Genomic DNA, 26190 nt, shown 5'->3' with positions numbered 1-26190 from the left:
TTTTTGTTATTTCACTTCAACCATATGTGCTTCTTCTACTTTAGAACCCCTCTTTATATCTGGGAAAATCTTTTCCTTTGGATTCTCTTTAAAAGATGCTAAACCAATTGTTTTTACCGGTTCACTTATTTTTGCATATTCTGCATCACTAACAACTGCATACATATCTGTATATTTACGCGCATCACCAATTACTACATTACCTTCGTACTTCATTTTCTTTCCATCGATTACCACATCTTTTTGTTCCTCTTTAGCAAATAGGATTCCAGCTTCATCAGAAATAGCCGGCAATGCTTTAATAGGTTCTACATCTTCTTTCACTACTTTTTTCAGCATGTTTTCCTTTACCATCTTCTCAGCCGTTGTTTTATTCATGATTAAAACCTTTTTCTCATTAACAGTACCTAGTTTGGCTTCAAATTTATTTTGAGATTCAATTTTATCTTTATATTGATCCATTGTTTGTTGAACGCCTGTTTCATCTCCGTACATAACAACACCCGTTGCTTGCGGTGCAATCATATCCATAATAGAACAACCACTAAATACAGCAGCTGACATAATCGCTACGATTCCTAATTTCACTTTTTTCATTTGTATGCCTCCTAAAATCAATAATTACATCTCTTAGTTTAGCCATCGTAGATCATTTAACCAATTCACTTTCCTTACAACAACCTTACAATTCAGTAAGGTTTCCTCTTAAAAACTACTTTCATTATTTTTTGCTATAATAGAGGTTGTCATTTTAAAGATAAGGGGTTAGTTATATGAGCAATTCCCGTTCCATTTTATCTCAGCCAGAGTGGCGTATTGTAGATCAGTCTAGTTTAGGACCAACATTCCATGCACTTCAATCATTCGCAATGGATGATACATTATGCACAAGCATTGGAAAGGGCGAATCAGCTGCAACAATGCGCTCTTGGGTTCATCACAATACAATTGTTCTTGGCATTCAAGATTCACGCCTACCACACTTAGAAGAAGGTATTTCCTTTTTAAAAGAAAACAACTTCAATGTTATCGTTCGTAATTCTGGCGGGCTTGCAGTCGTACTTGATGAAGGTGTGTTAAACGTATCACTTTTATTCCAAGAAACAGAAAAAGGTATTGATATTGATCTTGGATACGATACGATGTGGCATTTAATTCAGGAGATGCTAAAAGATTACGACGTTACGATCGAGGCAAAGGAAATTGTTGGTTCTTACTGTCCTGGTAGCTACGATTTAAGTATTCGCGATCAAAAATTTGCTGGCATTTCACAGCGCCGTATTCGCGGTGGTGTCGCTGTCCAAATTTATCTTTGTGCTACAGGAAGTGGCTCTGAGCGTGCCGCACTCGTTCGTGATTTTTATAATCTAGCAATCCAAGGAGAAGAAACACGCTTTACGTATCCTGAAATTGTGCCGAGTACGATGGCTTCACTTTCAGAATTACTTGATGAAACCATTACAGTACAAGACTTAATGATGCGCCTTTTAAAAACATTGCAACAATTCGCTCCAAAGTTAACACCATCTCAATTAACAATAGATGAAATACCTTTATATGAGACAAATTTACAGCGTATTATTGATCGTAACAATAAAGCACTTGGCTTAGAAAAATAAAGACCGTCGCTATAATAGCGACGGTCTTTATTTCAATTCATTATAAAATTAAAGCGCTTGAGCTGCTGTAATTAAAGCTAACTTGTACACTTCTTCTTCGTTACATCCACGAGATAGGTCGTTTACAGGCATGTTTAAACCTTGTAAGATTGGTCCTACTGCTTCGAAGTTACCTAAACGTTGAGCGATTTTGTAACCGATATTACCAGCTTCTAAGCTTGGGAATACGAATACGTTAGCATCACCTTTAATTGTAGAACCTGGAGCTTTTTTCTCAGCTACAGATGGTACGAATGCTGCATCGAATTGGAATTCTCCATCTAAAGTTAATTCTGGAGCCATTTCTTTTGCAATGCGAGTTGCTTCTACAACTTTTTCTGTTTCTGGAGATTTCGCAGAACCTTTTGTAGAGAAGCTTAACATAGCAACGCGTGGGTCAATACCGAATAGTTCAGCAGTTTTCGCACTCTCGATACCAATTTCAGCTAAATCTTGGCTATTTGGTGCAATGTTAATTGCGCAATCAGCGAATACATATTTCTCTTCTTCACGTACCATGATGAATACGCCAGAAGTTTTTGTAACACCTGGTTTTGTTTTAATAATTTGAAGTGCTGGACGAACTGTATCAGCTGTAGAGTGAGCTGCACCGCTTACTAAACCGTGTGCTTTGCCCATGTATACAAGCATTGTACCGAAGTAATTTTCGTCTTTAAGGATTTTGCGAGCGTCTTCTTCTGTTGCTTTACCTTTACGGCGTTCAACGAAAGATGCTACCATTGCATCCATTTCTTCGTATGTAGCTGGATCGTAAATATCAACGCCTGCTAATGTTAAATTCATGCTAGCAGCTTTTGCGCTAATTTCTTCTTTATTACCAACTAAGATTGGTTTTACTAACTCTTCTTTTGCTAAACGCTCTGCAGCGCCTAAAATTCTTTCATCAGTTCCTTCAGGAAGTACGATAGAAATGCCTTTTCCTTGAACTTTTTCTTTTACTGTTGTAAATAAGTTGCTCACGAATAAACCCTCCTACATATGTTAAAAAAACTCTATCTTTAAGAATACTTCTTTTCCTCTCTATTTTAAACTTATAGCTCCCAAAAAATAGATAAAATAAAAATGATTATATTTTCATAAAATTCAGCATAGAAATAAAGCCCATTTAAGCCTTGTCTCTTCCTATTTCAAATAAATATAAATGTGACAATTTTATGTGCCAAGGTTTTATATAGATGATTTTAAAACTATATATGCTATAGTTAACGTGTAAAACTATCATTAACTGAGGTGAATAGAATGAGTGAAGCAACAACAACGTTAGATGGCTGGTATTGTTTACATGATTTACGTTCTATTGATTGGGCTGCATGGAAAACATTATCTAGCGACGAACGCGGACAAGCTGTGTCTGAATTTTTAAATGTCGTTGAAAAATGGAACGACGTAGCTGCTGCAAAAAAAGGCAGTCATGCAATGTATACAGTTGTTGGCCAAAAAGCTGATATTATGCTTATGATTTTACGTCCAACAATGGAAGAGTTAAACGAAATTGAGACAGAATTGAATAAAACAACATTAGCTGAATATATGGTTCCTGCATACTCTTACGTATCTGTTGTTGAACTAAGCAACTACCTTCCAGCTGATGAAGATCCATACCAAAATCCACAAATCTTAGCTCGCTTATATCCTGAGTTACCGAAAGCAAATCACATTTGCTTCTATCCAATGGACAAGCGTCGCCAAGGTGATGACAACTGGTACATGCTTCCTATGGAAGAACGTAAGAAAATGATGTACAGTCATAGTAAAATCGGCCGCCAGTACGCAGGGAAAGTACGCCAAGTCATTTCAGGATCAGTCGGATTCGACGATTTCGAGTGGGGTGTAACATTATTCGCTGACGATGTTCTTCAATTTAAAAAGCTTATATATGAAATGCGCTTCGATGAAGTAAGTGCTCGTTATGGTGAATTTGGAACATTTTTCGTCGGCAACATTTTACCAGACGAAAAGGTAGAGAAATTTTTACACATATAAATCGTGAAAAAGGAACGAAATTCGTTCCTTTTTTATTATCCTCTATATTTCTCCACAAAAAACTTCTTTTCTCCGCAAATTTGAACAAAAATCGACAAATCCTTTTCAAATTTCTTGTAAAATTGTAACCTTTTCATATCCAAATTTATGCTAAAATGGTACGGGCTATATGCTAATAACGATGCGAAGGTGATAATTTATATGAAGAAAATCTTGTCTATTTTACTAGCGCTTTTATTGTCAATTTCTTCCTTAGGAGTAACAACATCCCATGCAGAAGAGAAAATACACATTGAGGCGGCGGCTGCACTTCTATTTGATGCAGATACAGGAAAAATACTGCATGAACAAAATCCTGATGAATTACTAGCTATCGCTAGTATGTCAAAGTTAATTGTTGTTTATGCTGTATTAGAAGCAATTAAAGAAGGAAAAATCACATGGGATACAAAGGTAAACATTTCTGATTATGCTTATGAAGTTTCACGTAATAACGAATTCTCTAACGTACCGTTCGAAAAAGGACGTCAATATACTGTAAGAGAACTATATCACTCTATCGTTATCTTCTCTGCAAACGGATCTAGTATTGCCTTAGCAGAGCTTCTTGCAGGAAGTGAGAAAAACTTCTTAAATCTTGCAAATGAACATGCAAAAAAACTAGGGTTAAAGAAATATAAATTTGTAAACGCTACTGGTTTAAATAACGCTGACTTAAAAGGAAAACATCCTGAGGGTACTGATCCAAATGCAGAAAACTCTATGTCAGCTCGCGATATGGGTATACTTTCAAAAGCAATGATTACAAAGTATCCAGAAATGCTAGAGGATACAAAACAAAGATTTAGAAACTTCCCAGATAATCATCCGAAACCAATTCGTATGGAAAACTGGAACTGGATGTTACCAGGAGCTGCTTTCGCTTATGAAGGTACTGATGGTTTAAAAACCGGAAGTTCTGATACAGCTGGATACGGATTTACCATTACTGCTAAACGTGGTGATGTACGTCTTATTTCGGTTATTATTAAAACAAAATCAATGGACGAGCGCTTCACAGAATCTCGTGAGTTAATCGAATACGGGTTTAATAACTTTGAAAAACAAAAGCTAAAGGTTGATAAAAACAATACACTCTCTGTAGTACAAGGGAAAGAAGATCAAGTAACTGTTGCACCGGAAAAAGAAATAACCGTAATTGCGAAGAAAGGTAGCAAAAATCCTTATAAAATTGGAACTGAAGTAGATAAATCTCTTGCTGAAGATGGGCATTTAGTTGCTCCTATTAAGAAGGATGCCAAAGTAGGCTCAATTACTTTAGAATCAACTGATAAATATGGTTTCTTAGACGGTAGTAAAAGTATGAAAGTTACTGCAAAAACGACAGAAGAAGTTGAAAAAGCAAATTGGTTTGTTTTAACAATGCGCTCTATTGGAGATTTCTTCTCAAACTTATGGTCTAAAGTTTTTTAATAAAAAAGCTGGCTCACGCTAGCTTTTTTTATTTTCCACTCTCAATGTAAAACTTCGTTTGGTTGTCATATCTGAGTCCTTTTTCTCATACGTATGAACTAGTAATTGTTACACACTTCATCTAGAGATAAACCTCTTTCCACAAGGTATTCCAAAAAGAGAGGTGACACATAATGGGCGTTATCGCGTATAACGAAGCAGATGTAAAGCTATTAGCTAGACTGATGCGTGCTGAAGCCGAAGGAGAAGGGCAACAAGGTATGTTAATGGTCGGAAATGTTGGAGTAAATCGTGTCCGGGGAAATTGTTTAGATTTTAAAAAAATACGTAATTTACGTCAAATGGTGTATCAAAATCCTGGTGGTTTTGAGGCAACGCAAAAAGGATATTTTTATCAACGTGCAAGAGAACAGGATATCGCTTTAGCAAGGCGAACGATTCAAGGACAACGTTTTTGGCCTGCAAATTTTGCCTTATGGTTTTTTAGACCTGAAGGCCCTTGTCCACCAACTTGGTATAATCAACAAAACTCTGGTCGCTTCAAAAAGCACTGCTTCTTCCAGCCATCTGGCGAGGATTGTCCTAGCGTATATTAAGGATTGATAATGAGGAGGGATTTTTGAATGGCACAGCAACAAAACCCGTATTATGGAACAGGATTTTATCAACCATCTGGAACTTATGTACAACCGCAACAAATGACTGCTGGACAGCAACAACAACAGCAAGCGATGCAACAACAAGCAGCTCAAGCTGCGCAAGCCCAATATGCAATTTCTCAAGGCATGTTACCTCTAGAACAATCCTATATCGAAAACATCCTTCGTTTAAACAAGGGCAAGCAAGCTACAGTTGTAATGACTTATGAGCGCGGTAGCTCACTTGGTACACAATCGTATACAGGTATTATCGAAGCTGCTGGTCGTGATCATATTGTAATTAGTGAACCACAATCGGGGAAACGTTATTTACTATTAATGATTTACTTAGATTATGTAGAATTCCCAGAAGAAATTACGTATTTACCGAGTCAACAAGCAACTTATGCTCCAAGACCATAAAAAAAGCTGGCATATGCCAGCTTTTGTTCTTTATAGCCCTTTTACAACTGCAGTTCCAACTAAGATCCATGCCACGATAAACGCTACACCACCAAGAGGTGTAATTGGACCAAAAAACTTAATCCCTGTTGTGCTTAACGCATACAGACTACCTGAGAACATAATAATCCCAGCTACCATAAGCCAACCAGCAGTAGTTAAAAGTGATGATTGAATCTTATCCATCAATAATGCAACTACGAATAGCCCACCTGCATGGAACATTTGATATGTAACACCTGTTTTCCAAACTTCTAACATTTTTGCAGAAATTTTATTTTCTAAACCGTGTGCTCCAAATGCTCCTAACGCAACAGATAGCCCCGCTGCAATACAACCTAGTAAAAAGAAAATTTTCATCTTAATTCCCCTTTTTTACCTTTATCATAAGCAATTTTTACATATAAGCCAAACGATTTATCTCCTAAAAATCAAATAAAGAATTACCGTTTGCATCACTTTCTTTTATATATACTGGTTCTCCAGAAACCGGTGCGATTGGTTGCATCGTTACTGGCTGTGATCCAATTATTTGTGATTGAATTTGCGGCTCTCTATACGTAGAAGATTCAACTTGCTCATCTAATAATAAATCGCATAAAGCTCGTACAACTAATAAATGCTCTTTTGATTTTTGTCCTTCACTACTTTTTGCCTTTGCAATTTCATTCGCCATTTTATTTAAAATCTTATCGCTTGATATTTGCATCCCTTATCACCTCGTACTTTGTAGTTCTTTCTCAAATTGTCCCAGCTTCTCTACTGAACCAAATACTATTATCATATCATGTTCTTGCAACTTTTCCTGCCCCGTTGGATTATGTATAACATTCCCATTTCTCAAAATCGCTAAAATTGTTACATCAAATTGATTTCTAACATCACTCTCTAATAATGATTTATTAGCTAAAATAGAGCCCTTACCTACTGCAATTTCTTCAATTACAAATGACTGTTCCACACCATACAGTACTGTATCAATATAATGAACTGTTAGCGGATTCGCAATGCCTTTTGCAATATGAATGCCGGCCATACTAGATGGATTAATCACCTTATTTGCACCAGCGCGCCGTAATTTGTCTTCGGTTTCAGGTTTTTCCGCTCTTGCCACAATTTTAATTGCATCGTTTAATCCTCTTGCCGTTAATGTAATAAATACATTTTCCGCATCGTTTGCTACGATGGCAACTAAACCAGCTGCTTTTGAAATTCCAGCATGATGTAACACTTTGTCTTCCGTTGCATCTCCATGTACATACAAAAGTTTTTCCTTCTCTAATATACTTTCATCTTTATCCACGACGACAAATGGAATTTTCTTTTCTTGCAATTCATGTACAACTTGAAGCCCTACTCTACCGCAACCACATACAATAATATGATTTTGTAACTGTGCTATTTGTTTATCCATCTTCTTCCTCCGTACTGCATGAAATAAATTCCCTTCAATAATCATAGCTGCCACTACACCAATTGCATACGTAACAATACCAACGCCAACCGGTATGATAAGAAGCGCAAATACTTTTCCTGCATGTGTTACAGGAATGGCGTCTCCGTATCCAACCGTTAATACGGTAATCATCGTCATCCAAAATGCTTGAAATAAACTAATCTCTTCAATTGTCATAAATCCTAATGTTCCTAGAATTACAACAAAAGTCATACATATAACTGCTATCCATAATTGTTTACGTGCATTCATATCGTGTTTCAACTCTTTTCTCTACCTACAATCTTTGCCAGTGGAAATGAAATACGTATATACTAGATACGGAATCTATGAAAGAGGTTGATATAATGAAGACATTTCTTTCCGCCTTACAATGGGCACTATTTATTTTAGCTGGAAGCCTTATTGTACCAATTAGTGTCGCAACTAGTTATGGCCTAGATGGCGCTGAAGCTATTGCATTCGTACAGAGAACATTATTTGTTCTTGGCTTTGCTGGCTTATTGCAAGCTATATTTGGACATAAACTTCCTATTCAAGAAGGTCCTGCAGGCCTTTGGTGGGGAATTTTCTCCCTTTATGCAAGTTTAGGTGTCGTATTATTTGGATCCAGCAATGAAACGCTTAAAGTCCTTCAGTACGCTTTCCTATTAAGTGGTATCATTTGTATTATTCTTAGCGTTTTTGGACTCATCGATAAACTAGTTCGCTATTTTACACCGACAGTCATTGGAACGTATTTATTTCTTCTTGTCGCGCAACTTAGCGGGGCCTTCTTAAAAGGAATGTTTGGTCTTGACGGACAACATACAGAAGTACAAGCTGACGTATTTATTCTTTCACTCATTGTTATTTTACTATCCTTTTTCATTATGAAGCTACCTATTATCGGACAATATTCTGTTCTTTTCAGTATCGTCTGCGGCTGGATTTTATTTGCATGCTTCGGATTATCTAATCCAATAACACCTGTGACAGATATAATCCGTCTGCCATCTCTATTTGTTTTCGGCATGCCTCGCATTGAATGGAACATGGCCATTACGGTCGTTTTCGTTACATTATTACTTCTAACAAATATGTTAGCAAGTATTCGTGTTGTGCAAAAGGTTGTCTCTAAATATGAAGAAAATGCAACGCCAGATCGTTTCAAACAAGCCGGCATCATAACAGGGATCAATCAATTACTAGGCGGTCTATTCTCAGCTATTGGGCCTGTCGCCATTTCTGGATCAGCAGGTTTTATTGCAACGACTAATATTTATAAGCGACTCCCATTTATGTTAGGATCAAGCTTTATTATTGTCGTTAGTATATTCCCAAAGATCACTTCATTCTTTGCAGCAATCCCAGTTGCAGTTGGTTATGCTGCTATCTATCCTGTATTTGCAAGTATGATTGGTCTAGCTTTCCGTGAATACGACACAGTACAAAATAAAGAACGATTATTTAAAGTAGCAGGTCTTTCCATCTTTACAGGAGTCGGGGTTATGTTTGTCCCAGCAGGAGCATTTTCTACGCTCCCACCATTTCTAGCATCATTTTTAAGTAACGGCCTCGTTCTTGGATCTGTAATGGCAATTCTGCTCGAAATATTATTTTCTCGTTCTACAGAGAAACAACTATCGTAAATTGGAAAACTTCCATTATTGCACTCTACCTGTAGAGTTGTTACGATAAATTATCATGGGCAATACGCCTATGATAATTTATCTACTTCTTTCCTAAGAAGTTCGATGTCTTACTATTATTCCTTAACATCTTCATTAACATGTAATTTAAATAAAGAAGGGAACTTTCAATATGACTTATAAAATGATTGTTTTAGATTTAGATGATACGTTATTACGTGATGACCATACTATTTCACCTCGTACGAAAGAAGCTCTAATGACTGCGCAAGAGCAAGGAGTAAAAGTGGTACTTGCTTCCGGACGTCCAACATTCGGTATGCGCAATGTAGCGAAAGAACTTCGTTTAGAAGAATACGGTAGTTTCATTCTATCTTTTAATGGCGCAAAAATTATTAATTGTAAAACAAATGAAGAAATCTTTAGTAGTACGCTTTCTCCTGAAATCGTTCACAATCTATTTGAAATTAGTAAAGCTGAAGGTGTATGGATTCATACTTATATTGGCGATGATATCGTAACAGAAGAAAATAATCCTTATACTGAAATTGAGGGCGATATTACTGGTATGCCAATTATTGTAGTAGATGACTTTAAAGCTGCTGTTAAAGAGCCTGTAGTAAAAGTATTAATGAATAAAGAAGCTGAACGCCTTGTTGAAGTAGAAAAGAAACTACAAAAACAACTAGAAGGACAATTAAGCGTTATGCGTTCTAAACCATTCTTCTTAGAATTTACTGAAGCTGGTGTTACAAAAGGAACGAGCTTAAATCAATTAATCCAAAAGCTTGGCATTAAGCGTGAAGAAGTTATCGCAATGGGCGATAGCTATAACGATCAGGCGATGATTGAATTTGCTGGTCTTGGTGTTGCAATGGGCAATGCACCTGATGATATTAAGGAAATTGCAAACTATGTAACAGATACAAATATGAACGATGGCGTTGCAAAAGTTGTAGAGAAGTTCGTACTAAAAAGAGAAGCGCTTGTTTAATATTTCCACCCATAAAACCTATTTGAAGTCAAATACTTCAAATAGGTTTTTATTTAAATTACCATGCTTTTGTGACTATATTTTGAACTTTGCACTATTCTCGTAGTGTAAACTTTCTTTTTGTATATAATGAAACAAAACAGACTATTTTATTTTGAAAAAGAATACAAATTTACTATAAACAAGCATACATTAAAGGAGGCTACTTCATGTTATCTACACCAATCGGACGATTAAGAGCAATCGGCTTAATTGAGGGGATTTCTTTCCTATTACTATTATTTGTAGCAATGCCATTAAAATATTTCGCAGGATTTGCAACAGCTGTTAAAATTACAGGCATGGCTCACGGCGTTCTATTTATTCTATTCATCTTCGCAGTAATTCAAGTAACAATCGTACACCGTAAGTCAATTTTATGGGCACTTGGGGCATTCGTTTCATCAGTTATCCCATTTGGTACATTTGTACTAGATGCAAAATTAAAGAATGAGCAACAATAATAAAAAGGTAGTTAACGACTGTTAACTACCTTTTCTATTTATAAATTTGGAATTTCCCAATCAATTTCTCTCTCGCCCATATTAGCTAAAATCGTATTTACTTTAGAGTATGGCTTACTCCCAAAGAAACCTCGTCTTGCTGATAGTGGGCTTGGATGTACAGATTCGATAATATGATGATTTGAATTTGTAATTAACTTCTTCTTCGCCTGTGCATGGCGTCCCCACAATATGAAAATAACTGGTTTTTCACGTTCATTCAACAGCTCAATTACACGATCAGTGAAATGCTCCCATCCTTTTCCCTTATGAGAATTTGCTTCGCCTTGTCGAACTGTTAATACAGTATTTAGTAGTAATACTCCTTGCTCTGCCCATTTCACTAAATAACCGTTATTCGGAATGTCATACCCATATTCATCTCGAAGCTCTTTATACATATTTAACAATGACGGTGGCGTTTTAACACCAGGTTGTACAGAAAAGCTTAAACCATGCGCTTGATTCGGCCCATGATATGGGTCTTGTCCTAAAATAACGACCTTTGTATTTTCATAACTTGTATACTCTAGAGCGTTAAAGATATCTTCTATCTTTGGATAAACAACATGTATACTGTACTCTTCCTTCAAAAAAACATCCAGCTCGCGATAATACTCTTTCTCAAATTCTGGTGCCAATAACGGCCCCCAATCATTTTTCAAAACATGTTTCACACTTTCACTTCCCGTCTAATTAATTCACCATATCCTGCTTTGTAAATACTACAAATGAAATAATAAGAGATACAATTCCCCAAACAGTTAAATTCATTAAAGAAAACCCCATCGATAAACCTTGTAATGCAGGTAGTTTCCCTGATAGATAATCTGTTAATGATAAATTCACACTAAAAATATATTTCGCACCTTCCCAAGATGTTGCGAATGAGCTTAAAATGCCACCTGCAATTAATGCCGCTAACATAACCCCCATCCCAGCTGGTGTATTTCGAATTAAAACCGAAACCATAAATGATATAGTCCCGACGACGATAGCAACAAACCAAGCTAATCCATACGCCATCAAGATATATTGCCATTGCGGAATAAGATGTACAAAGTTTGTATTTAACGTTTCCTTATCAATAACAAATCCTGTTAACACAGGTAAATTCCATCCCGAGTATCCAAATACAAGCCCTGATAATATGTATGCAAACACACCTACAAGAAGCAGTATAAGTGAAATGAAGAATAACATCGTCACGTACTTACTAAGGAGTATTTTCCAGCGCCGAATCGGCCGAGTAAGTAACATCTTCATCGTTCCATCACTTCGTTCTCCTGAAACAATATCAATGGCGACAATCATGACGAGAAGCGGAATAAATAATGTAATTCCTTGCTCAATAAACACCCTTACAAAAGTTGGTGCGCCCGGTGCCATTGGATTAATATCATGATCTAAATAATATTGTTGCTGCTCTACTCTTACCTTTAACCAATCACGCCATTCTTCTGGCAATCTAGAGTTGTTCAAACGGTTTTGAGAATCAACAATTTGTTGCTGCAGCGAAACCTTCCAATCCGTTGTACCTAGCCTTTTTTGTGTCGTTTCTATTTCACGATACTGCGCATATACGAAGAGCGGGATTAAGATTGCTAAAATAAGCATAACAACAAAAATACGCTTCTTACGATAAATTTTCTCCGATTCGTTTAAAACTAGATTCGCAAATTCACGCATGCTGCTCACCCCTTGTGAGTTCAATAAATAAATCTTCTAGTGTAAACACAAGCTCTTTAACACTATGTACATCTATCCCGTTTTCTACAAAGGTTTTATTCCAATTACTTATAGATGAAATATGCATCCGGCATAGTAATCGATCACCTTCTATACTCACTTCTCTTACTTCCTCAGCATCTACTAGCATATCCTTTGCCTTAGAAATTGGTGTAACAATCCATTCTACGCGATCACTTGCTGTTTTAATTAACTCTTCAACCTTGGCAACTGTTATCATTTTTCCTTTATGAATAATAGCAACGCGATCGCATATCATTTGTACTTCGCTTAGCAAATGACTTGAAATAAACACGCTCATATTTTCTTCTTTCACAAGCTTATGTATAAATTCCCTAAGCTCTCTAATTCCAGCTGGGTCTAAACCATTTGTTGGTTCATCTAATATGAGTAGTTTCGGATTTCCAAGAAGCGCTTGCGCAATGCCAAGGCGCTGTTTCATACCGAGTGAGTATGTTTTTACCTTATCATGAATTCTCTCATCCAAATGAACCATGTGAGCAATTTCAATAATACGTTCATCTGATATACCACCTAACATACGGGCAAATTGTTTTAAATTTTCCCATCCTGTTAAATATGTATACAGTTCTGGGTTTTCAACGATACTCCCAATTTGACGCATCGCTTCCCTGAAATTTTCCTTAATAGAATAACCGCCGATAGAAATCGTACCTTCTGTTTCTTTAATCAATCCGACTAACATTCGAATGGTAGTCGTTTTTCCGGCGCCATTCGGTCCTAGGAAGCCGAACACTTCTCCTTGTTTTACATCGAAGGAAATATTCTCTACAATTGTCTTCTTTCCAATTACCTTCTTCACGTCTCGTACGGAAAGTATCGTTGTCATTTTACCCCTCCTTGTTCTAGTTTTAATTTACTTACAACATTTTGAACTAATCGGTCCGCCATATATGTATACCCTACTTCATTCGGATGGAAATGATCGGAGTATAATAAATCTTTCCCACGATTTTGGAATAAATCAAATGTCGGTGTAATATACACATTTTTATTATTTATCGCTAACTTTTCTAAAGATGCATTCCAGTCTACAACAATGTTTGAAGACCCCTTTAAATCTTCTACATCTTCAAAAGGATTATATAAACCTAGCCAAAAAATAGGGCTATCTGTATTTAATTTACGAATTTCTTCTATAATTTTCTTCGCTTCATTCTGGAATGTTTCCGTATCCGGACGATATGTTTCTAAATCTATCTTTCCAAGCGATTCCCAGCCCGGAAATAAATCATTTCCTCCAATCGTTAAAACGATTACATCTGCTTGTTTAATTGAATATTGAGCGCCATTACTCTCAATTTGTTTTAATAAGTCAGGCATTTTCGCACCACTAACAGCTAAGTTCGTTAAAGCAACCTTTTGCTTATAATCTTTTTGTAAATCTTCTTTCATTCGTCCAATATAGCCAATTCCTTCTTTATCACCAACACCGCGTGTTAATGAATCACCTAAACTAACGATTTGTAACGTTCCTGTTTTCTTTTTCTCTTTTGCTACTACATCGGTTTTTTTAATTAAATTTGAAGCTCTCGGATTTAATACATCATTTACACCTGAAACAAAGCCATATGCAAATAAACAGAAAGATGCAATTGTAATGAGTAGAATTACTTTTACCACTTTTGATCTCATATCAAAACCCCTTTTAGCCCTCATAGATTGTCCATAATTATACCAAACGCAATTTTGAAAAGCGATTTTCACACCTTATCTATTATGTCGTTTCCCTTTTTACGAATTCTGGCAATAACTCCACGTGCTTTACATCTATTTGCTCATCATTAATCTTTTCATATAATAATTCAAATGCCTTCACGCCAACATTTTTACTACAATATGAAATCGTCGTAATACCTAAAATGTCTGCTACATCTTGATCATCACAACCGATAACCATAATATCTTCTGGAATACGAATTCCTTGTTTTTTCGCCTCCGTTACCATTCCCGCTGCAATATGGTTACAAGATACAAGAAACGCAGTTGGCTTTACTGACATACAGGCCCATTCCCTAATTACATTACGCCCGTCTTCCACCGTAAAACAGCCTTTAAACTTCCAGGTCTCTAACGGTGTTACAGCAATCTGTTGAAGTGAATCTTCATATGCTTGTTTTCTTCTTTGGCTATTAATGCTATTACTTCTTCCAATGCAATACCCAATACGTGTATGACCAGCATCTATTAAGTTTTTCATCCCTTGTGAAAACACTTTATAGTAATCAACATGTACACTTGAAATGTATTTTGAATCTATTTCCTCACACATAACGATTGGACCAAATTTCGTATATTCTTCAAGCTTTTCCTTACTATTTGTCCGGGAACATATAATAACCCCATCAAGCTTTTTCATTTTTAACATATTCAAAATTTCTAATTCTTTTTCCTCACTATAATTCGTCTGACAAAGCATCATATTATAACTGTTCTTTGCTGTTTCCTTCGATATGCCTTCAATAATAGCGCTATAATATTGATCATTTACGTGCGGTAATAAAACGCCAATTACATTCGTTTTTCCTTTCACTAAATGAATTGCATTCACATTTTGCGTATAATTTAATTCTTCTATAATTGCTAAAATCTCTTTTCGTTTCTGTTCATTCACATAAGGATGATTATTTAGTACACGTGAAACAGTTGAAACAGATACCCCAGCAAGTTCAGCAATCTTTCTTATATTTGTCATCTCATTTTCCCCTTCCCTGCAAAAATTCTCCCTTGACCTGGTAAGCTTTCCACAATATATCCTTTCCTAGCAAATACATTTTGAAAGGATATACAACTATGTTTCGATTCAAATTAGAATATATATTTTTCATTGGCGGTCTACTCATTCTCGCCATCGGTATTAATATGATGACGACCATTACTTCCTTTGGACTTAGCCCTTATGATTCCTTCTTTATTGCACTATATCAAAATTTCGGGATAAGTATCGGTTTTTGGATTTTCATGATTAACTTCGCTTTTACACTTATCGTACTCTTTTGGAATAAAAAACAAATAACAATTGGTACTATCGTAACGATGGTTCTTATTTCTCTTTTTGTTGATTGGATTGGTTCCACTACAACTATTATGGATGCTATCCGCTCTCTTCCAAAATATATAACACTTATTTGCGGAAATCTATTCGTTGGAGCTGGAATTGGTCTTTACGTCTCTACAAATCTTTGCGCAGCGCCTCAAGAGGCTTTTGTTTTAACGGTTGCTGAGAAGAAAAAATGGACGTTTAGAAGAACGGAGATTTCATTAGCTTTTTTATTTTTAACGTTAAGTTTCTTATTAGACGGGCCCATTTATTTCGGTACAATCATCTTATCCTTTACAACTGGCTGGATTATTCAAGCATTTATTCAAGTTGGTACGCACATTTTAAATAGAAAAAAACCTATTAAGCAAGCCGCTTAATAGGTTCTTTATTAGTGGAGATACTACTTTGCATCCCCTTCAATTCGATAGTTTGCTTTCAAACAATCTATTTCTTCATACCCTTGCAACGTATGTAGAATATAATCATAATCAGCAAGAGACGCACGGTGCGTTACAATGACAATTTCAGCCTTTCCTTTCTCTTCAAGCGGCATTTGAATAATCTTTTCAAAGCTAACACCACGCTCAGAGAATAAGGAAGTAATTTTTGCAAATACACCAATTTCATCTTTTACATGAAGTCTTAAAAATTTCTTTACAACAATTTCATCGGGCTCTTTTAATACCTTTTGATATTGAGGAACTACAGCACTATTTCCTGTTACTCCTAATCTAATGTTTTGCATTACAGCTACTAAATCAGAAACAACAGCGGTTGCTGTCGGTAAGCTTCCTGCACCTGGTCCATAAAACATCGTTTCTCCAACTGCTTCACCATACACATATACAGCGTTATATTCGTTTTGCACGGCCGCAAGAGGATGTGTATTTGGAAGTAAAGTCGGTTCAACTGTAACCTCTAATTTTTCACCATCTCGCTTCGCAAGACCGATTAGTTTAATCGTGTACCCTAAACTCTTACTGTATTCGATATCTTCCTCTGTAATAGAAGTAATCCCTTTTACCTTGACATCTCCAAGCTCTACATTTGTAGAGAAACCAAGGGTAGCCAATATTGTCATTTTTCTTGCTGCATCTAAACCTTCTACATCTGATGTTGGATCCGCTTCTGCAAATCCAAGTTGCTGGGCTTCTTTTAACACGTCGTTATATGCTCTCCCTTCATCTGACATTTTCGTCAAAATAAAATTAGTCGTTCCATTTACAATTCCCATTACTTTCGTAATAAGATCTGAAGAAAGCCCTTCTACGATACTTCGTAAAATTGGAATCCCTCCGGCTACACTTGCTTCGTAAAATAAATCTGCTTTATTATCTTTTGCTACCGCTAGTAGTTCCGCCCCGTGCAACGCCATTAAATCTTTATTCGCAGTCACAACGTGCTTCCCACTTTGTAAAGCTTGCAGAATATATGCTTTTGCATCATCAATGCCACCCATTACTTCGATGACAACGTCAATATTTGGATTATCTAAAATTTCATGTGCATCTTGTGTTAATAGAGTAGAGGGTACCTCTACTTCTCTCTCTTTTTCAATATTTTGCACTAGTACTTTCGTTACTTTCACAGGACAACCTACTTGGTGTATAAGTCGCTCTTGATGATCTGTAATGATACGAACTACACCGCTACCAACCGTCCCAAGACCTAATAAACCAACTTGAATTTCTTTCATAATACTGTCCACCCCTCAAAAATTGTGTTTAGATGAAATTATATGAGTAAAAAATCTGAAAAACAATATTTTTAGAACATTCGGAATAATATATATTAACCTTTACAAAGAAAACGTTGCCACGTGTGACACAATCTTTTTTTATAATACATAAGGGGTTTCTTGATACACGTAATAATTCAGCCAATTAGAGAATAATAGATTCCCATGGCTCCTCCACCGTACAAGCGGCTTCTCATTTGGATTATTATGTTTAAAATAGTTTTTCGGCACATCAATATTTAACCCTTTTTGGCGGTCCCGTTCGTATTCTTGCTTTAACGTATCACAACTATATTCACTATGCCCAAGCGCAAACACTTGCCTTCCTTCCGGTCCAATAACAAGGTGAACACCTGCCTCTTCAGAGTTTGCTAACAATGTTAATTCTTTCACTCCTCTAATATCATTCTCTCGTACTTCTGTATGACGAGAATGCGGGGCGAAAAACAATTCATCAAACCCTTGTAACAATTTCACATGTTGCTCACGGACTTCATGTTCAAATACACCAAACATTTTTTCCTTAAGAGGATACTTTGGAACGCCATAATGATGATACAAACCAGCCTGTGCTCCCCAGCAAATATGAAGCGTAGATGTTACATTCGTTTTTGAATACTCCATAATACGTTTAAGTTCTTCCCAATAATCTACCTCTTCAAAAGAAAGGGTTTCAACTGGTGCTCCTGTAATAATGAGTCCATCAAATTTCTCATTCTCAATATCACGGAATGTTTTATAAAAACTTGTTAAATGTTCCTGTGCTACATTACGGGACAAATGTGATTCCATATGAAGTAAATGAACATCTAATTGCAATGGTGTATTTCCAATTAAACGAAGTAATTGCGCTTCTGTTTCTTGCTTTGTAGGCATTAAATTTAATATAGCAATTTTCAATGCCCGGATATCTTGTGTTTCTGCTCGCTCTTTTGTCATTACAAAAATATTTTCCTCCTGCAATACTTTGCGAGCTGGTAAATCTTTATCAATTATGATCGGCATGTTGTTTGCCTCCGACTAGCGCTGCTTCTAAATCTGCAATAATATCAGAAACATCTTCTATGCCAACTGATAAACGAATTAAATCTGATGTGACGCCAGCTAAACGTTGATCTTCAGCACTTAATTGTCTATGCGTTGTACTAGCAGGATGTATAACGCAAGTTCGTGCATCAGCTACATGCGTTACAAGAGTTGCTAGTTTTACATTTGCGATAAATTCTTTTGCTGCTTCTAATCCTCCCTTAATGCCGAATGTTAAAACACCACTCGCACCTTTTTTCAAATACTTTTGTGCTAACGAATAATTTTCATTACTATCTAATCCTGGATAATTCACCCATTCAATACGTTCATGATCAGCAAGCCATTTAGCAACTGCGAGAGCATTTTCACTATGACGCTCCATTCGTAAATGCAATGTTTCTAAGCCGATATTGCTAATATACGCATTAAATGGGCTCATACAGTTTCCGTAGTCTCTTAATAATTGAACACGTGCCTTCACAATATAAGCTGCCGCTCCAAAATTTTGAACATAACTTACGCCATGATAACTTGGATCCGGTTCAACAAGTTCAGGATATTTTCCATTTGTCCAATCGAAGTTTCCTCCATCAATGACAATGCCGCCCAAAGAACTTGCATGACCATCAATATATTTCGTCGTAGAATGAACGATAATATTTGCTCCATGTTCAAATGCTTGGCATAAATAAGGGGTTGCTAATGTATTATCCACGATAAAAGGTACTTCCAACTCTTTCGCTGCATCTGAAAATTCTTTGAAATTTAAAACGTTCATCGCTGGGTTTCCTAGCGATTCTGCATAAACAAGTTTCGTCTTATCATTAGCAAGGGCCACAATTTCATCAGCTGTTAAATTTGGATTAAAGAACGTAACATCAATACCAAGCTTACGCAAACTCACCCCAAATAAATTAAACGTCCCGCCATACACTGTGGAAGAACAAAGCAAGTGGTCTCCGCTACTACAAATATTTAAAACGGCGAGCATAATAGCAGCCTGCCCAGAAGCCGTTGCAACAGCTCCTACACCGCCCTCTAATTCCGCCAGCTTTTGCTCAAATGCAGCTAAAGTAGGATTACCAATACGCGTATAAATATATCCTTCTGCCTCTAAATTAAATAACGCTGCTAAATCATCCGAAGTATCATATTTATAAGTTGTACTTTGATAAAGCGGTAAAACACGCGGTTCTCCATTCTTTGGCGTATAGCCACCTTGCACACAAATCGTTCCTTTCCCCCATGATTCTCCCATTTCTCATTCTCCTTTCTTTTATACAAAATAAAAAACTGCCCCTTTCCTGAAAACAAGAAAGGAGCAGTTTAAAAACACGCTCTAAAGGCTCTTTCTTATCTCTCAGGATTTATTACCTGCAGGATTTGGCACAATTCCGTTATACGGCTGTTGCCAAGGTTTCATCGGGCCTGTCCCTCCACCTTTTCTTGATAAGACTATGCAATTACCGTTGATTTTATAGCAATAATTTCCTAATGTCAATTAGTTTTTCTGAATGTTCTAAAATAAATGTTAACAGTTTCATATAAAGCAACAAAAGAAATATATTCTAGTCTATTTCAAAAAAGACCTTTAAAAACCTCAAATCAGTCTATAAAATTAAATAAGTAATTTAACCTATAATTCAAATTCCCCAAAAGTTAGTCTATATGTTGAATAGGGCATCTTCTCAAAAAGATACTATATATATTCAATCCACTTTCCACTAGTATATTTCACTTTTTTCCCTACTAAGATTTACATAACGGAGGTATAACATGACAAATAAAAAAGATATGCAGTACATACTTGCTCTATATGGCATTCTTCTAGGATCTATAGTAGGAGCTACAGTCTGGTTATTTTTAGTCACAATAAATATTGGAATCCACTTTATTTGGGGATACTTGCCTGAAGTTCTCTCTTTTCCCTCTTATTACACCCTTTGCGTAACAATAATTGGTGGGGTCCTTGTTGGTCTATCACAAAAACATTTCGGTACATACCCACGCCTTATGCCTGAAGTGATGGCTGAATATAAAAAAACTAGTCGAATCGAATATCGCTTTATCCATCGAGCTACTTTAACAGCGATTATTGTTTTAATTTTTGGAGCTAGTCTTGGTCCAGAAGCCGCACTAGTTGGAATTATAGGTGGACTGTGCACATGGGTAGGGGATCGCTTTAACTTTGCCTTAAAGGGTATGAATGAGCTAACCGAGATCGGAATTGGCGCTACTTTAAGTGTCATTTTTAACGCACCATTATTCGGTTATTTAGCACCGAATGAAAATGAGGGGGAACAAATTGCTGCTTTTTCTAAAGGAAAAAAAGCAATTGTATACTTAGCTACTACTTTCGCAGGTTTTTCTGTTTATTTACTACTGAGTAAACTCGATAATCGTGGATCCTTTATTGTTGATTTCGGGGAAGGTGCACTTTCTTTCAATGAATGGATCGCATTTCTTCCACTTGCTAGTATCGGTGCTATAGTTGGTTTCTTTTATTTCAAGTTAGAATTCACATTAGAGAAATTCATTCACCCTTTTAGGGAATACAAACTGACACTCGGAATTATCGGTGGTATTTTATTAGGAATTGCGGGAACTTTTCTTCCTTACACATTATTTTCAGGGGAACATCAATTAAAAGAATTAGTTGTCGAATGGAGCCATTTATCTTTTTGGATACTACTTCTTTCAGGGATTTTAAAGTTGTGCGTTACTGCCGTTTGCTTAAACACAGGGTGGCGAGGTGGACATATCTTCCCAATTATATTTTCTGGGTCAAGTATCGGATATGCTGTAGCATCTATTCTTCCTATAGACCCGGTAGCATCTGTTGCCATCGTAACGACAGCAATTTCAAGCTATGCGTTACGAAAGCCAATAGCTATAACATTACTATTGCTTATGTTTTTCCCGCTTAATTTACTATTACCAATGCTTGGGGCAGCTGCTATCGGAAATGCATTTCCACTTCCAAAACATAACGAAACTACAAATTAAAAAAATAGGCAGTAGGGACAAAAGTTCTACTGCCTATTTTTATTACACACGCTGCTTCAATATTGCATATAACTCCTCAAAATTCTGCACTTCATATGTTGGCACAATCTCGCTATGATTTGATTTCTTTTCTGGATTAAACCAACAAGTATCAATTCCCGCTACATATCCACCTTTCATATCAGCGCTTAACGAATCCCCAATAATGAGCCCTTCTTCAGGAGCAAAATTAGGAATTCTTTCAAAAACATAATCAAAATACTCTTTCATTGGCTTTTGATAACCTGTATCTTCAGAAACGAAAATATCTTTAAACATTGAATGTAACCCTGCATTACGTAAACGTTTATATTGCGTCTTCGAAACACCGTTTGTCACTATATATAAATCATACTCACTTTCAATTTGATTTATAAATTCAAATGCACCTTGTATGAGTTGATTCCCTTCTTCTAAGTAGTTGCGATAATTATTTTCAAATAATATCCCATCCACTTCTTGTCCATATTCTTTAAATAAAACCGAAAACCTTGTATTTACTACTTCATCACGATTTATTTTACCTTCTTCAAAATCATCCCAAAGACCTTTATTAACTTTTTTATACTGCGCTTCAATCTCACTAGTTAGAGGAATTCCTTTCTCCTCAAAAAGCATACGTAACGCTATCCTCTCAGCCTTTTGAAAATCTAACAATGTATTATCCACATCAAATAATAGTGTTTTATATTTTTTCATAAGCCCCTCACACTCTCTTTTCTACAAAAACAAATTTACGTAAATCGTAGCATTCTTTCTTGTAAAAATAATAGGAGATATCTCATACTAAATATGAGGTGAAAACATGAAAGTCAGTAAAAATAGCGAAGAAATCTCTCATTACATACAAACTTACAACTTCCATACTCTTTTTTCTTTTGACATTTTACCGTATGCTGAACTACATTCCTTTCAGAAGAGAGAAAAGATATGTAATGAAGGGGTTGATGTTCCTTATCTTTATTACTTAATTTCCGGGAAAGCAAAAATATATATGAGTCACAAAAACGGAAAGGTCTCCTTAATTAACTTTATTCAAGCACCTTCGTTCATTGGGGAATTAGGATTAATTGGCGTAGAATCCGTCACGAAAACGGTGGAAGTAATGGAAGATTGTATATGCTTAGCGCTTCCTCTTAAAGATTGTCAGCATATTTTATTACAAGATGCTATTTTTCTACAGAAACTATGCAAATTTATCGGTGAAAAAACAATTACCCGAACAGAAAGTTATGCCAAAAATAATAGTTATCCGTTCGAAAATCGATTAGCAGCGTTTATTCTATTAACAGAACAAAATAACAGTTATACAGAAAAACATACCGAGGCTTCGGAATATTTAAATGTTAGCTACCGTCACCTTTTATATGTATTAAATCAATTTTGCCAACAAAATTATTTAAAGAAAGACGGAAGAACCTATTACATACAAGATCGCAATCAACTAGAAAAACTTGCTGATGAGCTAAAAATATAAAGAAACAGCATTAACATAAACGTTAATGCTGTTTCTTTGAGTGACGATTATAATTTCAATTAGAATTTATTTGCTACTTTAGCTGCTTCTTCAAGACCAGCCGTAATGATTTCTTCCGCTTTATCTGGGAATTGGTTATGTCCTTCAATAACTACTGTTTCCATGTTTGTTGCGCCGAAGAAGCCCATCATGCTTGCTACATATTTAACAGCCATTTCTACTTCTGCTGCTGGACCTTCAGAGTATACACCGCCGCGCGCGTTTAATAATGCAATCTTCTTATCTCCAATTAGACCAACTGGGCCTTCTGGCGTATATTTAAACGTTTTACCAGCACGGTTTAAATAATCAATATATGTGTGTAACACTGCTGGAATCGTTAAGTTCCATAATGGGAAACCGAAAACAACTTTATCAGCTTCTAAAAATTGATTTAAATACTTATCAGCAACTGCTACTGCTTTTGCTTCTTCTTCTGTTAAATCAAATCCTTTACCTGCTTTGAATGTACCATTAATCATGTCTACGCCTACGTATGGTAATTCTTCTTTATATAAATCAAGTTCTACTACTGTATCATTTGGATGCGCTTCTTTGTAACTTGCTAAAAACGCTTCATATAATTTCACACTAACTGCTTGTTCCGCTGGACGGTTGTTTGCTTTTACGAATAAAACTTTTGTCATTATCTTTTCCTCCTAGTACTAGCTCTTCTGTCGTTATATGCTTTCAAAAAAGGTATCCCTTGTAATTGTTGTTTGTTGCTTACAAAACATATTTTATCTTCATATCGAGACAATTTCGTCCTCACATAGACGTATTTTTCCATAAAAAAAGTCCACCTTCTAAAGGCGAACTAGGTCTTACGACTTTTGTCTTATACAATTCCGTTTTTCACTGCATATAATGCCGCTTGCGTGCGATCAGATAAATGCAACTTACTCAAAATACTACTTACATGAGCTTTTACTGTTTTTTCTGTAATAACTAAAACAGAAGCGATTTCTTTATTACTCATCCCTTTCGCTAATAGCTGCAATACTTCATTTTCTCTCGCTGTTAGCACATCTACTTGAATAGAAGGCTCTTCTTCCTTTTCTTCCACAGGTAACGTTTGGGAGAGAAGAGCATTTGCTATATCTGGATGTAATTGAATATTACCTTTATATGCGCTTCGAATAGCTTCAACAAGCTGATCCGGTTCTACATCTTTTAAAATATACCCGCTTGCTCCAGCCCTTAATGCCGGTAACACATGCGCCTGATCAGAAAAGCTAGTCAATACAATTACTTTCACATCCGCATATTCTTTTTTAATACACGCTGTCGCTTCAACACCATCCATTTCGGGCATATATAAATCCATTAGTACAACATCAGGATTTGTCTCTCCTACTTTCACTAGTGCCTCTTTCCCATTACTTGCTTCTCCCACTAACTCTATATCTTCCTGTGTACTTAAGAAAAATGCTAATCCTTTTAAAACGACTGTATGATCATCAACTAATAATACTTTTATTTTCACAAACTTCCCTCATTTTCACATCATAATGGTACGTTTACTTTTACACTTGTTCTTTTTTTATGACTTACAATTTTAATTGTTCCACCGACTAATTCTACTCTTTCGCGCATCGTAATCATGCCAAGTGATTTCTTCTCTTTTATATTCTTTTCTACAAAGCCGTTTCCTTGATCGACTATTTCTAATGATACATTCTTCTCGGTCACTTTGAAATAAATCGTCGCTTCTCTAACATTCGCATGCTTACTTACGTTATTTAAAGCTTCTTGTCCAATTCTCCATAACGCTTCCTCTACTACGCGCGGTAAATCTCGGACACCTGTAATTTGTTCCCGAATTTTCAACCCCAAACTTTCACCATATTGCTTTAAAGCTGGTAATAATCCTTTCTCTAAACCTGCTGGACGTAGTTGCCAAATCAACGTCCTCATTTCTTTTAAAGCTCCTTGCGCTAGTTCACGCATCTCATGCAAAGATCGGTCCACCTTTTCATTTTGACCTTTTAAGACTGCCTCAGCGCCCTTTGTCATAAAGGTTAACGAAAATAGCTTTTGTGAGACGGAATCATGTAAGTCCCTTGCTAACCGATTTCTTTCTTCCATTCGTACAAGTTCGCGTCGTTGCTCATTTAACCTTAAATTTTCTATCACGAAGGAAATATGATTTGTTATTGCTTGAAGTACATCTATCGTATTCACATCAAATTCACCATGATTTGAATTAACACATAAAACACCAAATATGTGAGTTTGAATCTGTATTGGTGTGGCAATAACCGTTCTATTAGAGGCTACCTTATGACTGATTTGATCGTTTAATAAAATAAGTTCACCTTTTTCTAATGCTTCTTTCGCTGCTTCTTTTATATCCTCGTGCAATTCTTCCTGACAATAAGATGCCCGCAAGGATAATTCTTTCTCTTCCCTAATAAAAAACGCCACTTGATTCCACTGAAACACTTCACCTAATTGATTTACAACTTTTTCAGGCAATATATTAAATTGATGAATCGTTCTTAAAACTTGAATGAATCGTTCTAATTTCACATAATAATGCGCTCTTCGCTTTTCATTTTCATATAACTTTGCTCGTTTTAAAGCCGTTCCAATTTGGAAAGCAACTGATTGAAGCAATACTAATTCTTCTTCTGAAAAATGTGTTTTACTTGGGCTTGCCACATTTAACAAACCAAATTTTTCTCCTCCAGCCTTTAAAGGAACCGTAGCATGATGAAGAATCCCTTCTGTATCTCCCCAATTATATTCAATTGCATTATTAATTCTTTTACATTCAATAATATTAACAGCTCTCTCTAACTTTCCATCCACAAAGCCACGTAAACACCAGCATTCCCCTTCACACATCGGGCGTTTATTTTCATATGTAAGTGCCTCTGGTAATTGATAATCAATTAATTTTGTATATCTACCATTTTCATCCGCAAGAAATATCCATCCTGTCGTTAAACCTGTTACACTAAGTAATTTTTCTAGCACTGCTTGCAATACATGGTATGTATCATTTGATGTATTTAGCGTTTCTGCAATTTCTTTTAATATAACTAATTCATTTGTACGATTCTCTTGAAACATAATTCGTCTCCTACATACAAGATTTTACATAGTTCCTAACATAAATCATCTACTTTTCACTTTGTACTTATTCATAACATTGATATAATGGTGAAAACATAGTTTTCATTATA

At 36.0% G+C, this 26190-nt stretch carries 28 protein-coding genes and 1 riboswitch; of the genes, 11 read left to right on the top strand and 17 right to left on the bottom strand.

Going from position 1 to position 26190, the window contains the following annotated elements; translation table 11 throughout:
* Positions 1 to 6: 6 nt before the first annotated feature.
* Entirely contained in the window at positions 7 to 597 is a 591-nt protein-coding gene (locus ACVWY7_RS16290; protein WP_000756193.1) for a lipoprotein BA_5634 family protein, read from the bottom strand.
* A 176-nt stretch (positions 598 to 773) separates the two neighbouring features.
* Between ACVWY7_RS16290 and ACVWY7_RS16285 the strand changes: the two genes are divergently transcribed.
* Complete coding sequence (locus tag ACVWY7_RS16285) at positions 774 to 1619, top strand: lipoate--protein ligase family protein (protein ID WP_000071929.1); 846 nt, start codon at positions 774 to 776, stop codon at positions 1617 to 1619.
* A 48-nt stretch (positions 1620 to 1667) separates the two neighbouring features.
* Here the strand turns inward: ACVWY7_RS16285 and pta are convergent, their stop codons facing one another.
* Positions 1668 to 2639, bottom strand: coding sequence for a phosphate acetyltransferase (gene pta / locus ACVWY7_RS16280; RefSeq protein WP_000067215.1), 972 nt, complete (start codon positions 2637 to 2639; stop codon positions 1668 to 1670).
* A 279-nt stretch (positions 2640 to 2918) separates the two neighbouring features.
* On the opposite strand from pta, the gene hemQ reads away from it, so the two are divergent.
* The 4 genes from hemQ to gerQ all read left to right on the top strand — a co-directional run bounded on the left by hemQ (position 2919) and on the right by gerQ (position 6196).
* Positions 2919 to 3662 carry a hydrogen peroxide-dependent heme synthase gene (hemQ, locus tag ACVWY7_RS16275; protein WP_001287585.1) on the top strand — a complete coding sequence of 248 codons (744 nt, stop codon included), beginning with the start codon at positions 2919 to 2921 and terminating at the stop codon, positions 3660 to 3662.
* Between the two features lie 201 nt (positions 3663 to 3863).
* Entirely contained in the window at positions 3864 to 5135 is a 1272-nt protein-coding gene (locus ACVWY7_RS16270) for a serine hydrolase (protein WP_000722838.1), read from the top strand.
* Positions 5136 to 5308: 173 nt separating this feature from the next.
* Complete coding sequence (cwlJ, locus tag ACVWY7_RS16265; protein WP_000538153.1) at positions 5309 to 5731, top strand: cell wall hydrolase CwlJ; 423 nt, start codon at positions 5309 to 5311, stop codon at positions 5729 to 5731.
* A gap of 27 nt (positions 5732 to 5758) precedes the next feature.
* Entirely contained in the window at positions 5759 to 6196 is a 438-nt protein-coding gene (gene gerQ, locus ACVWY7_RS16260) for a spore coat protein GerQ (RefSeq protein WP_000068638.1), read from the top strand.
* Positions 6197 to 6226: 30 nt separating this feature from the next.
* On the opposite strand, the gene ACVWY7_RS16255 is transcribed toward gerQ, so the two are convergent.
* From ACVWY7_RS16255 to ACVWY7_RS16245, 3 genes are all read right to left on the bottom strand, one after another.
* Complete coding sequence (locus tag ACVWY7_RS16255) at positions 6227 to 6595, bottom strand: DUF423 domain-containing protein (protein ID WP_000688311.1); 369 nt, start codon at positions 6593 to 6595, stop codon at positions 6227 to 6229.
* Positions 6596 to 6659: 64 nt separating this feature from the next.
* Entirely contained in the window at positions 6660 to 6944 is a 285-nt protein-coding gene (locus ACVWY7_RS16250; RefSeq protein ID WP_001167345.1) for a YwdI family protein, read from the bottom strand.
* Between the two features lie 6 nt (positions 6945 to 6950).
* Entirely contained in the window at positions 6951 to 7943 is a 993-nt protein-coding gene (locus ACVWY7_RS16245; protein ID WP_142395541.1) for a potassium channel family protein, read from the bottom strand.
* Between the two features lie 95 nt (positions 7944 to 8038).
* On the opposite strand from ACVWY7_RS16245, the gene ACVWY7_RS16240 reads away from it, so the two are divergent.
* The 3 genes from ACVWY7_RS16240 to ACVWY7_RS16230 all read left to right on the top strand — a co-directional run bounded on the left by ACVWY7_RS16240 (position 8039) and on the right by ACVWY7_RS16230 (position 10819).
* The gene (locus ACVWY7_RS16240) at positions 8039 to 9322 is read left to right on the top strand and encodes a purine/pyrimidine permease (protein WP_000847027.1); all 1284 of its coding nucleotides are present in this window, start codon (positions 8039 to 8041) and stop codon (positions 9320 to 9322) included.
* A gap of 172 nt (positions 9323 to 9494) precedes the next feature.
* Positions 9495 to 10316: a Cof-type HAD-IIB family hydrolase gene (locus ACVWY7_RS16235; protein WP_000221374.1), complete on the top strand. Its 822-nt coding sequence runs from the start codon at positions 9495 to 9497 to the stop codon at positions 10314 to 10316.
* Positions 10317 to 10525: 209 nt separating this feature from the next.
* Complete coding sequence (locus ACVWY7_RS16230; RefSeq protein WP_000953390.1) at positions 10526 to 10819, top strand: DUF3817 domain-containing protein; 294 nt, start codon at positions 10526 to 10528, stop codon at positions 10817 to 10819.
* Positions 10820 to 10857: 38 nt separating this feature from the next.
* On the opposite strand, the gene ACVWY7_RS16225 is transcribed toward ACVWY7_RS16230, so the two are convergent.
* From ACVWY7_RS16225 to ACVWY7_RS16205, 5 genes are read right to left on the bottom strand one after another with little or no spacing between them, the layout of a single operon-like run.
* The gene (locus tag ACVWY7_RS16225; RefSeq protein ID WP_000683466.1) at positions 10858 to 11535 is read right to left on the bottom strand and encodes a uracil-DNA glycosylase; all 678 of its coding nucleotides are present in this window, start codon (positions 11533 to 11535) and stop codon (positions 10858 to 10860) included.
* Positions 11536 to 11554: 19 nt separating this feature from the next.
* Positions 11555 to 12547 (bottom strand): ABC transporter permease subunit, encoded by a 993-nt coding sequence (locus tag ACVWY7_RS16220; protein ID WP_105989403.1) that lies wholly within the window; start codon positions 12545 to 12547, stop codon positions 11555 to 11557.
* Positions 12540 to 13457: an ABC transporter ATP-binding protein gene (locus tag ACVWY7_RS16215; RefSeq protein ID WP_000207739.1), complete on the bottom strand. Its 918-nt coding sequence runs from the start codon at positions 13455 to 13457 to the stop codon at positions 12540 to 12542. The genes ACVWY7_RS16220 and ACVWY7_RS16215 overlap by 8 nt, the downstream gene beginning before the upstream one ends.
* Positions 13454 to 14335, bottom strand: coding sequence for an SGNH/GDSL hydrolase family protein (locus tag ACVWY7_RS16210; protein ID WP_011733543.1), 882 nt, complete (start codon positions 14333 to 14335; stop codon positions 13454 to 13456). The genes ACVWY7_RS16215 and ACVWY7_RS16210 overlap by 4 nt, the downstream gene beginning before the upstream one ends.
* 10 nt (positions 14336 to 14345) lie before the next feature.
* Positions 14346 to 15323, bottom strand: coding sequence for a LacI family DNA-binding transcriptional regulator (locus ACVWY7_RS16205; protein ID WP_456523861.1), 978 nt, complete (start codon positions 15321 to 15323; stop codon positions 14346 to 14348).
* Positions 15324 to 15421: 98 nt separating this feature from the next.
* Here ACVWY7_RS16205 and ACVWY7_RS16200 point away from each other — a divergent pair, with 98 nt between their 5' ends.
* On the top strand, positions 15422 to 16048 hold the full coding sequence (locus ACVWY7_RS16200; RefSeq protein ID WP_000488227.1) for a YczE/YyaS/YitT family protein: 627 nt from the start codon (positions 15422 to 15424) through the stop codon (positions 16046 to 16048).
* 23 nt (positions 16049 to 16071) lie between these two features.
* Here the strand turns inward: ACVWY7_RS16200 and ACVWY7_RS16195 are convergent, their stop codons facing one another.
* The 3 genes from ACVWY7_RS16195 to ACVWY7_RS16185 form a co-directional block, all read right to left on the bottom strand.
* Positions 16072 to 17367, bottom strand: a complete 1296-nt coding sequence (locus tag ACVWY7_RS16195; protein WP_000659098.1) for a homoserine dehydrogenase — start codon at positions 17365 to 17367, stop codon at positions 16072 to 16074.
* A 141-nt stretch (positions 17368 to 17508) separates the two neighbouring features.
* Positions 17509 to 18414, bottom strand: coding sequence for a homoserine O-acetyltransferase MetA (gene metA, locus ACVWY7_RS16190; protein WP_001121518.1), 906 nt, complete (start codon positions 18412 to 18414; stop codon positions 17509 to 17511).
* Positions 18398 to 19696, bottom strand: a complete 1299-nt coding sequence (locus ACVWY7_RS16185) for a bifunctional O-acetylhomoserine aminocarboxypropyltransferase/cysteine synthase (protein WP_000504765.1) — start codon at positions 19694 to 19696, stop codon at positions 18398 to 18400. The genes metA and ACVWY7_RS16185 overlap by 17 nt, the downstream gene beginning before the upstream one ends.
* Positions 19697 to 19788: 92 nt before the next feature.
* Positions 19789 to 19894, bottom strand: a riboswitch (SAM riboswitch).
* 320 nt (positions 19895 to 20214) lie between these two features.
* Here ACVWY7_RS16185 and ACVWY7_RS16180 point away from each other — a divergent pair.
* Positions 20215 to 21444, top strand: coding sequence for a chloride channel protein (locus ACVWY7_RS16180; RefSeq protein WP_073524513.1), 1230 nt, complete (start codon positions 20215 to 20217; stop codon positions 21442 to 21444).
* Between the two features lie 42 nt (positions 21445 to 21486).
* Here ACVWY7_RS16180 and ACVWY7_RS16175 read toward each other — a convergent pair whose 3' ends face one another.
* Positions 21487 to 22182 (bottom strand): YjjG family noncanonical pyrimidine nucleotidase, encoded by a 696-nt coding sequence (locus ACVWY7_RS16175; protein ID WP_073524515.1) that lies wholly within the window; start codon positions 22180 to 22182, stop codon positions 21487 to 21489.
* Positions 22183 to 22288: 106 nt separating this feature from the next.
* On the opposite strand from ACVWY7_RS16175, the gene ACVWY7_RS16170 reads away from it, so the two are divergent.
* Positions 22289 to 22960, top strand: coding sequence for a transcriptional regulator YeiL (locus ACVWY7_RS16170; protein WP_000868713.1), 672 nt, complete (start codon positions 22289 to 22291; stop codon positions 22958 to 22960).
* A gap of 59 nt (positions 22961 to 23019) precedes the next feature.
* On the opposite strand, the gene ACVWY7_RS16165 is transcribed toward ACVWY7_RS16170, so the two are convergent.
* The 3 genes from ACVWY7_RS16165 to ACVWY7_RS16155 form a co-directional block, all read right to left on the bottom strand.
* Positions 23020 to 23646: an FMN-dependent NADH-azoreductase gene (locus ACVWY7_RS16165; RefSeq protein ID WP_000170049.1), complete on the bottom strand. Its 627-nt coding sequence runs from the start codon at positions 23644 to 23646 to the stop codon at positions 23020 to 23022.
* Between the two features lie 191 nt (positions 23647 to 23837).
* Positions 23838 to 24485, bottom strand: a complete 648-nt coding sequence (locus tag ACVWY7_RS16160; protein ID WP_000695788.1) for a response regulator — start codon at positions 24483 to 24485, stop codon at positions 23838 to 23840.
* 20 nt (positions 24486 to 24505) lie between these two features.
* Positions 24506 to 26077 carry a GAF domain-containing sensor histidine kinase gene (locus ACVWY7_RS16155; protein WP_105989407.1) on the bottom strand — a complete coding sequence of 524 codons (1572 nt, stop codon included), beginning with the start codon at positions 26075 to 26077 and terminating at the stop codon, positions 24506 to 24508.
* Positions 26078 to 26190: the final 113 nt, after the last annotated feature.

The sequence above is a fragment of the Bacillus sp. TE9106W genome (assembly GCF_054062215.1).
This window is presented reverse-complemented; position numbering and strand designations above follow the sequence as displayed.

Bases quoted from the DNA above. Each gene is read 5' to 3' on its own strand.
- ACVWY7_RS16290 (WP_000756193.1), bottom strand. From the start codon at position 597: ATGAAAAAAGTGAAATTAGGAATCGTAGCGATTATGTCAGCTGCTGTA.
- ACVWY7_RS16285 (WP_000071929.1), top strand. From the start codon at position 774: ATGAGCAATTCCCGTTCCATTTTATCTCAGCCAGAGTGGCGTATTGTA.
- hemQ (WP_001287585.1), top strand. From the start codon at position 2,919: ATGAGTGAAGCAACAACAACGTTAGATGGCTGGTATTGTTTACATGAT.
- ACVWY7_RS16270 (WP_000722838.1), top strand. From the start codon at position 3,864: ATGAAGAAAATCTTGTCTATTTTACTAGCGCTTTTATTGTCAATTTCT.
- cwlJ (WP_000538153.1), top strand. From the start codon at position 5,309: ATGGGCGTTATCGCGTATAACGAAGCAGATGTAAAGCTATTAGCTAGA.
- gerQ (WP_000068638.1), top strand. From the start codon at position 5,759: ATGGCACAGCAACAAAACCCGTATTATGGAACAGGATTTTATCAACCA.
- ACVWY7_RS16255 (WP_000688311.1), bottom strand. From the start codon at position 6,595: ATGAAAATTTTCTTTTTACTAGGTTGTATTGCAGCGGGGCTATCTGTT.
- ACVWY7_RS16250 (WP_001167345.1), bottom strand. From the start codon at position 6,944: ATGCAAATATCAAGCGATAAGATTTTAAATAAAATGGCGAATGAAATT.
- ACVWY7_RS16245 (WP_142395541.1), bottom strand. From the start codon at position 7,943: ATGAATGCACGTAAACAATTATGGATAGCAGTTATATGTATGACTTTT.
- ACVWY7_RS16240 (WP_000847027.1), top strand. From the start codon at position 8,039: ATGAAGACATTTCTTTCCGCCTTACAATGGGCACTATTTATTTTAGCT.
- ACVWY7_RS16235 (WP_000221374.1), top strand. From the start codon at position 9,495: ATGACTTATAAAATGATTGTTTTAGATTTAGATGATACGTTATTACGT.
- ACVWY7_RS16230 (WP_000953390.1), top strand. From the start codon at position 10,526: ATGTTATCTACACCAATCGGACGATTAAGAGCAATCGGCTTAATTGAG.
- ACVWY7_RS16220 (WP_105989403.1), bottom strand. From the start codon at position 12,547: ATGCGTGAATTTGCGAATCTAGTTTTAAACGAATCGGAGAAAATTTAT.
- ACVWY7_RS16215 (WP_000207739.1), bottom strand. From the start codon at position 13,457: ATGACAACGATACTTTCCGTACGAGACGTGAAGAAGGTAATTGGAAAG.
- ACVWY7_RS16205 (WP_456523861.1), bottom strand. From the start codon at position 15,323: ATGACAAATATAAGAAAGATTGCTGAACTTGCTGGGGTATCTGTTTCA.
- ACVWY7_RS16200 (WP_000488227.1), top strand. From the start codon at position 15,422: ATGTTTCGATTCAAATTAGAATATATATTTTTCATTGGCGGTCTACTC.
- ACVWY7_RS16195 (WP_000659098.1), bottom strand. From the start codon at position 17,367: ATGAAAGAAATTCAAGTTGGTTTATTAGGTCTTGGGACGGTTGGTAGC.
- metA (WP_001121518.1), bottom strand. From the start codon at position 18,414: ATGCCGATCATAATTGATAAAGATTTACCAGCTCGCAAAGTATTGCAG.
- ACVWY7_RS16185 (WP_000504765.1), bottom strand. From the start codon at position 19,696: ATGGGAGAATCATGGGGGAAAGGAACGATTTGTGTGCAAGGTGGCTAT.
- ACVWY7_RS16180 (WP_073524513.1), top strand. From the start codon at position 20,215: ATGACAAATAAAAAAGATATGCAGTACATACTTGCTCTATATGGCATT.
- ACVWY7_RS16175 (WP_073524515.1), bottom strand. From the start codon at position 22,182: ATGAAAAAATATAAAACACTATTATTTGATGTGGATAATACATTGTTA.
- ACVWY7_RS16170 (WP_000868713.1), top strand. From the start codon at position 22,289: ATGAAAGTCAGTAAAAATAGCGAAGAAATCTCTCATTACATACAAACT.
- ACVWY7_RS16165 (WP_000170049.1), bottom strand. From the start codon at position 23,646: ATGACAAAAGTTTTATTCGTAAAAGCAAACAACCGTCCAGCGGAACAA.
- ACVWY7_RS16155 (WP_105989407.1), bottom strand. From the start codon at position 26,077: ATGTTTCAAGAGAATCGTACAAATGAATTAGTTATATTAAAAGAAATT.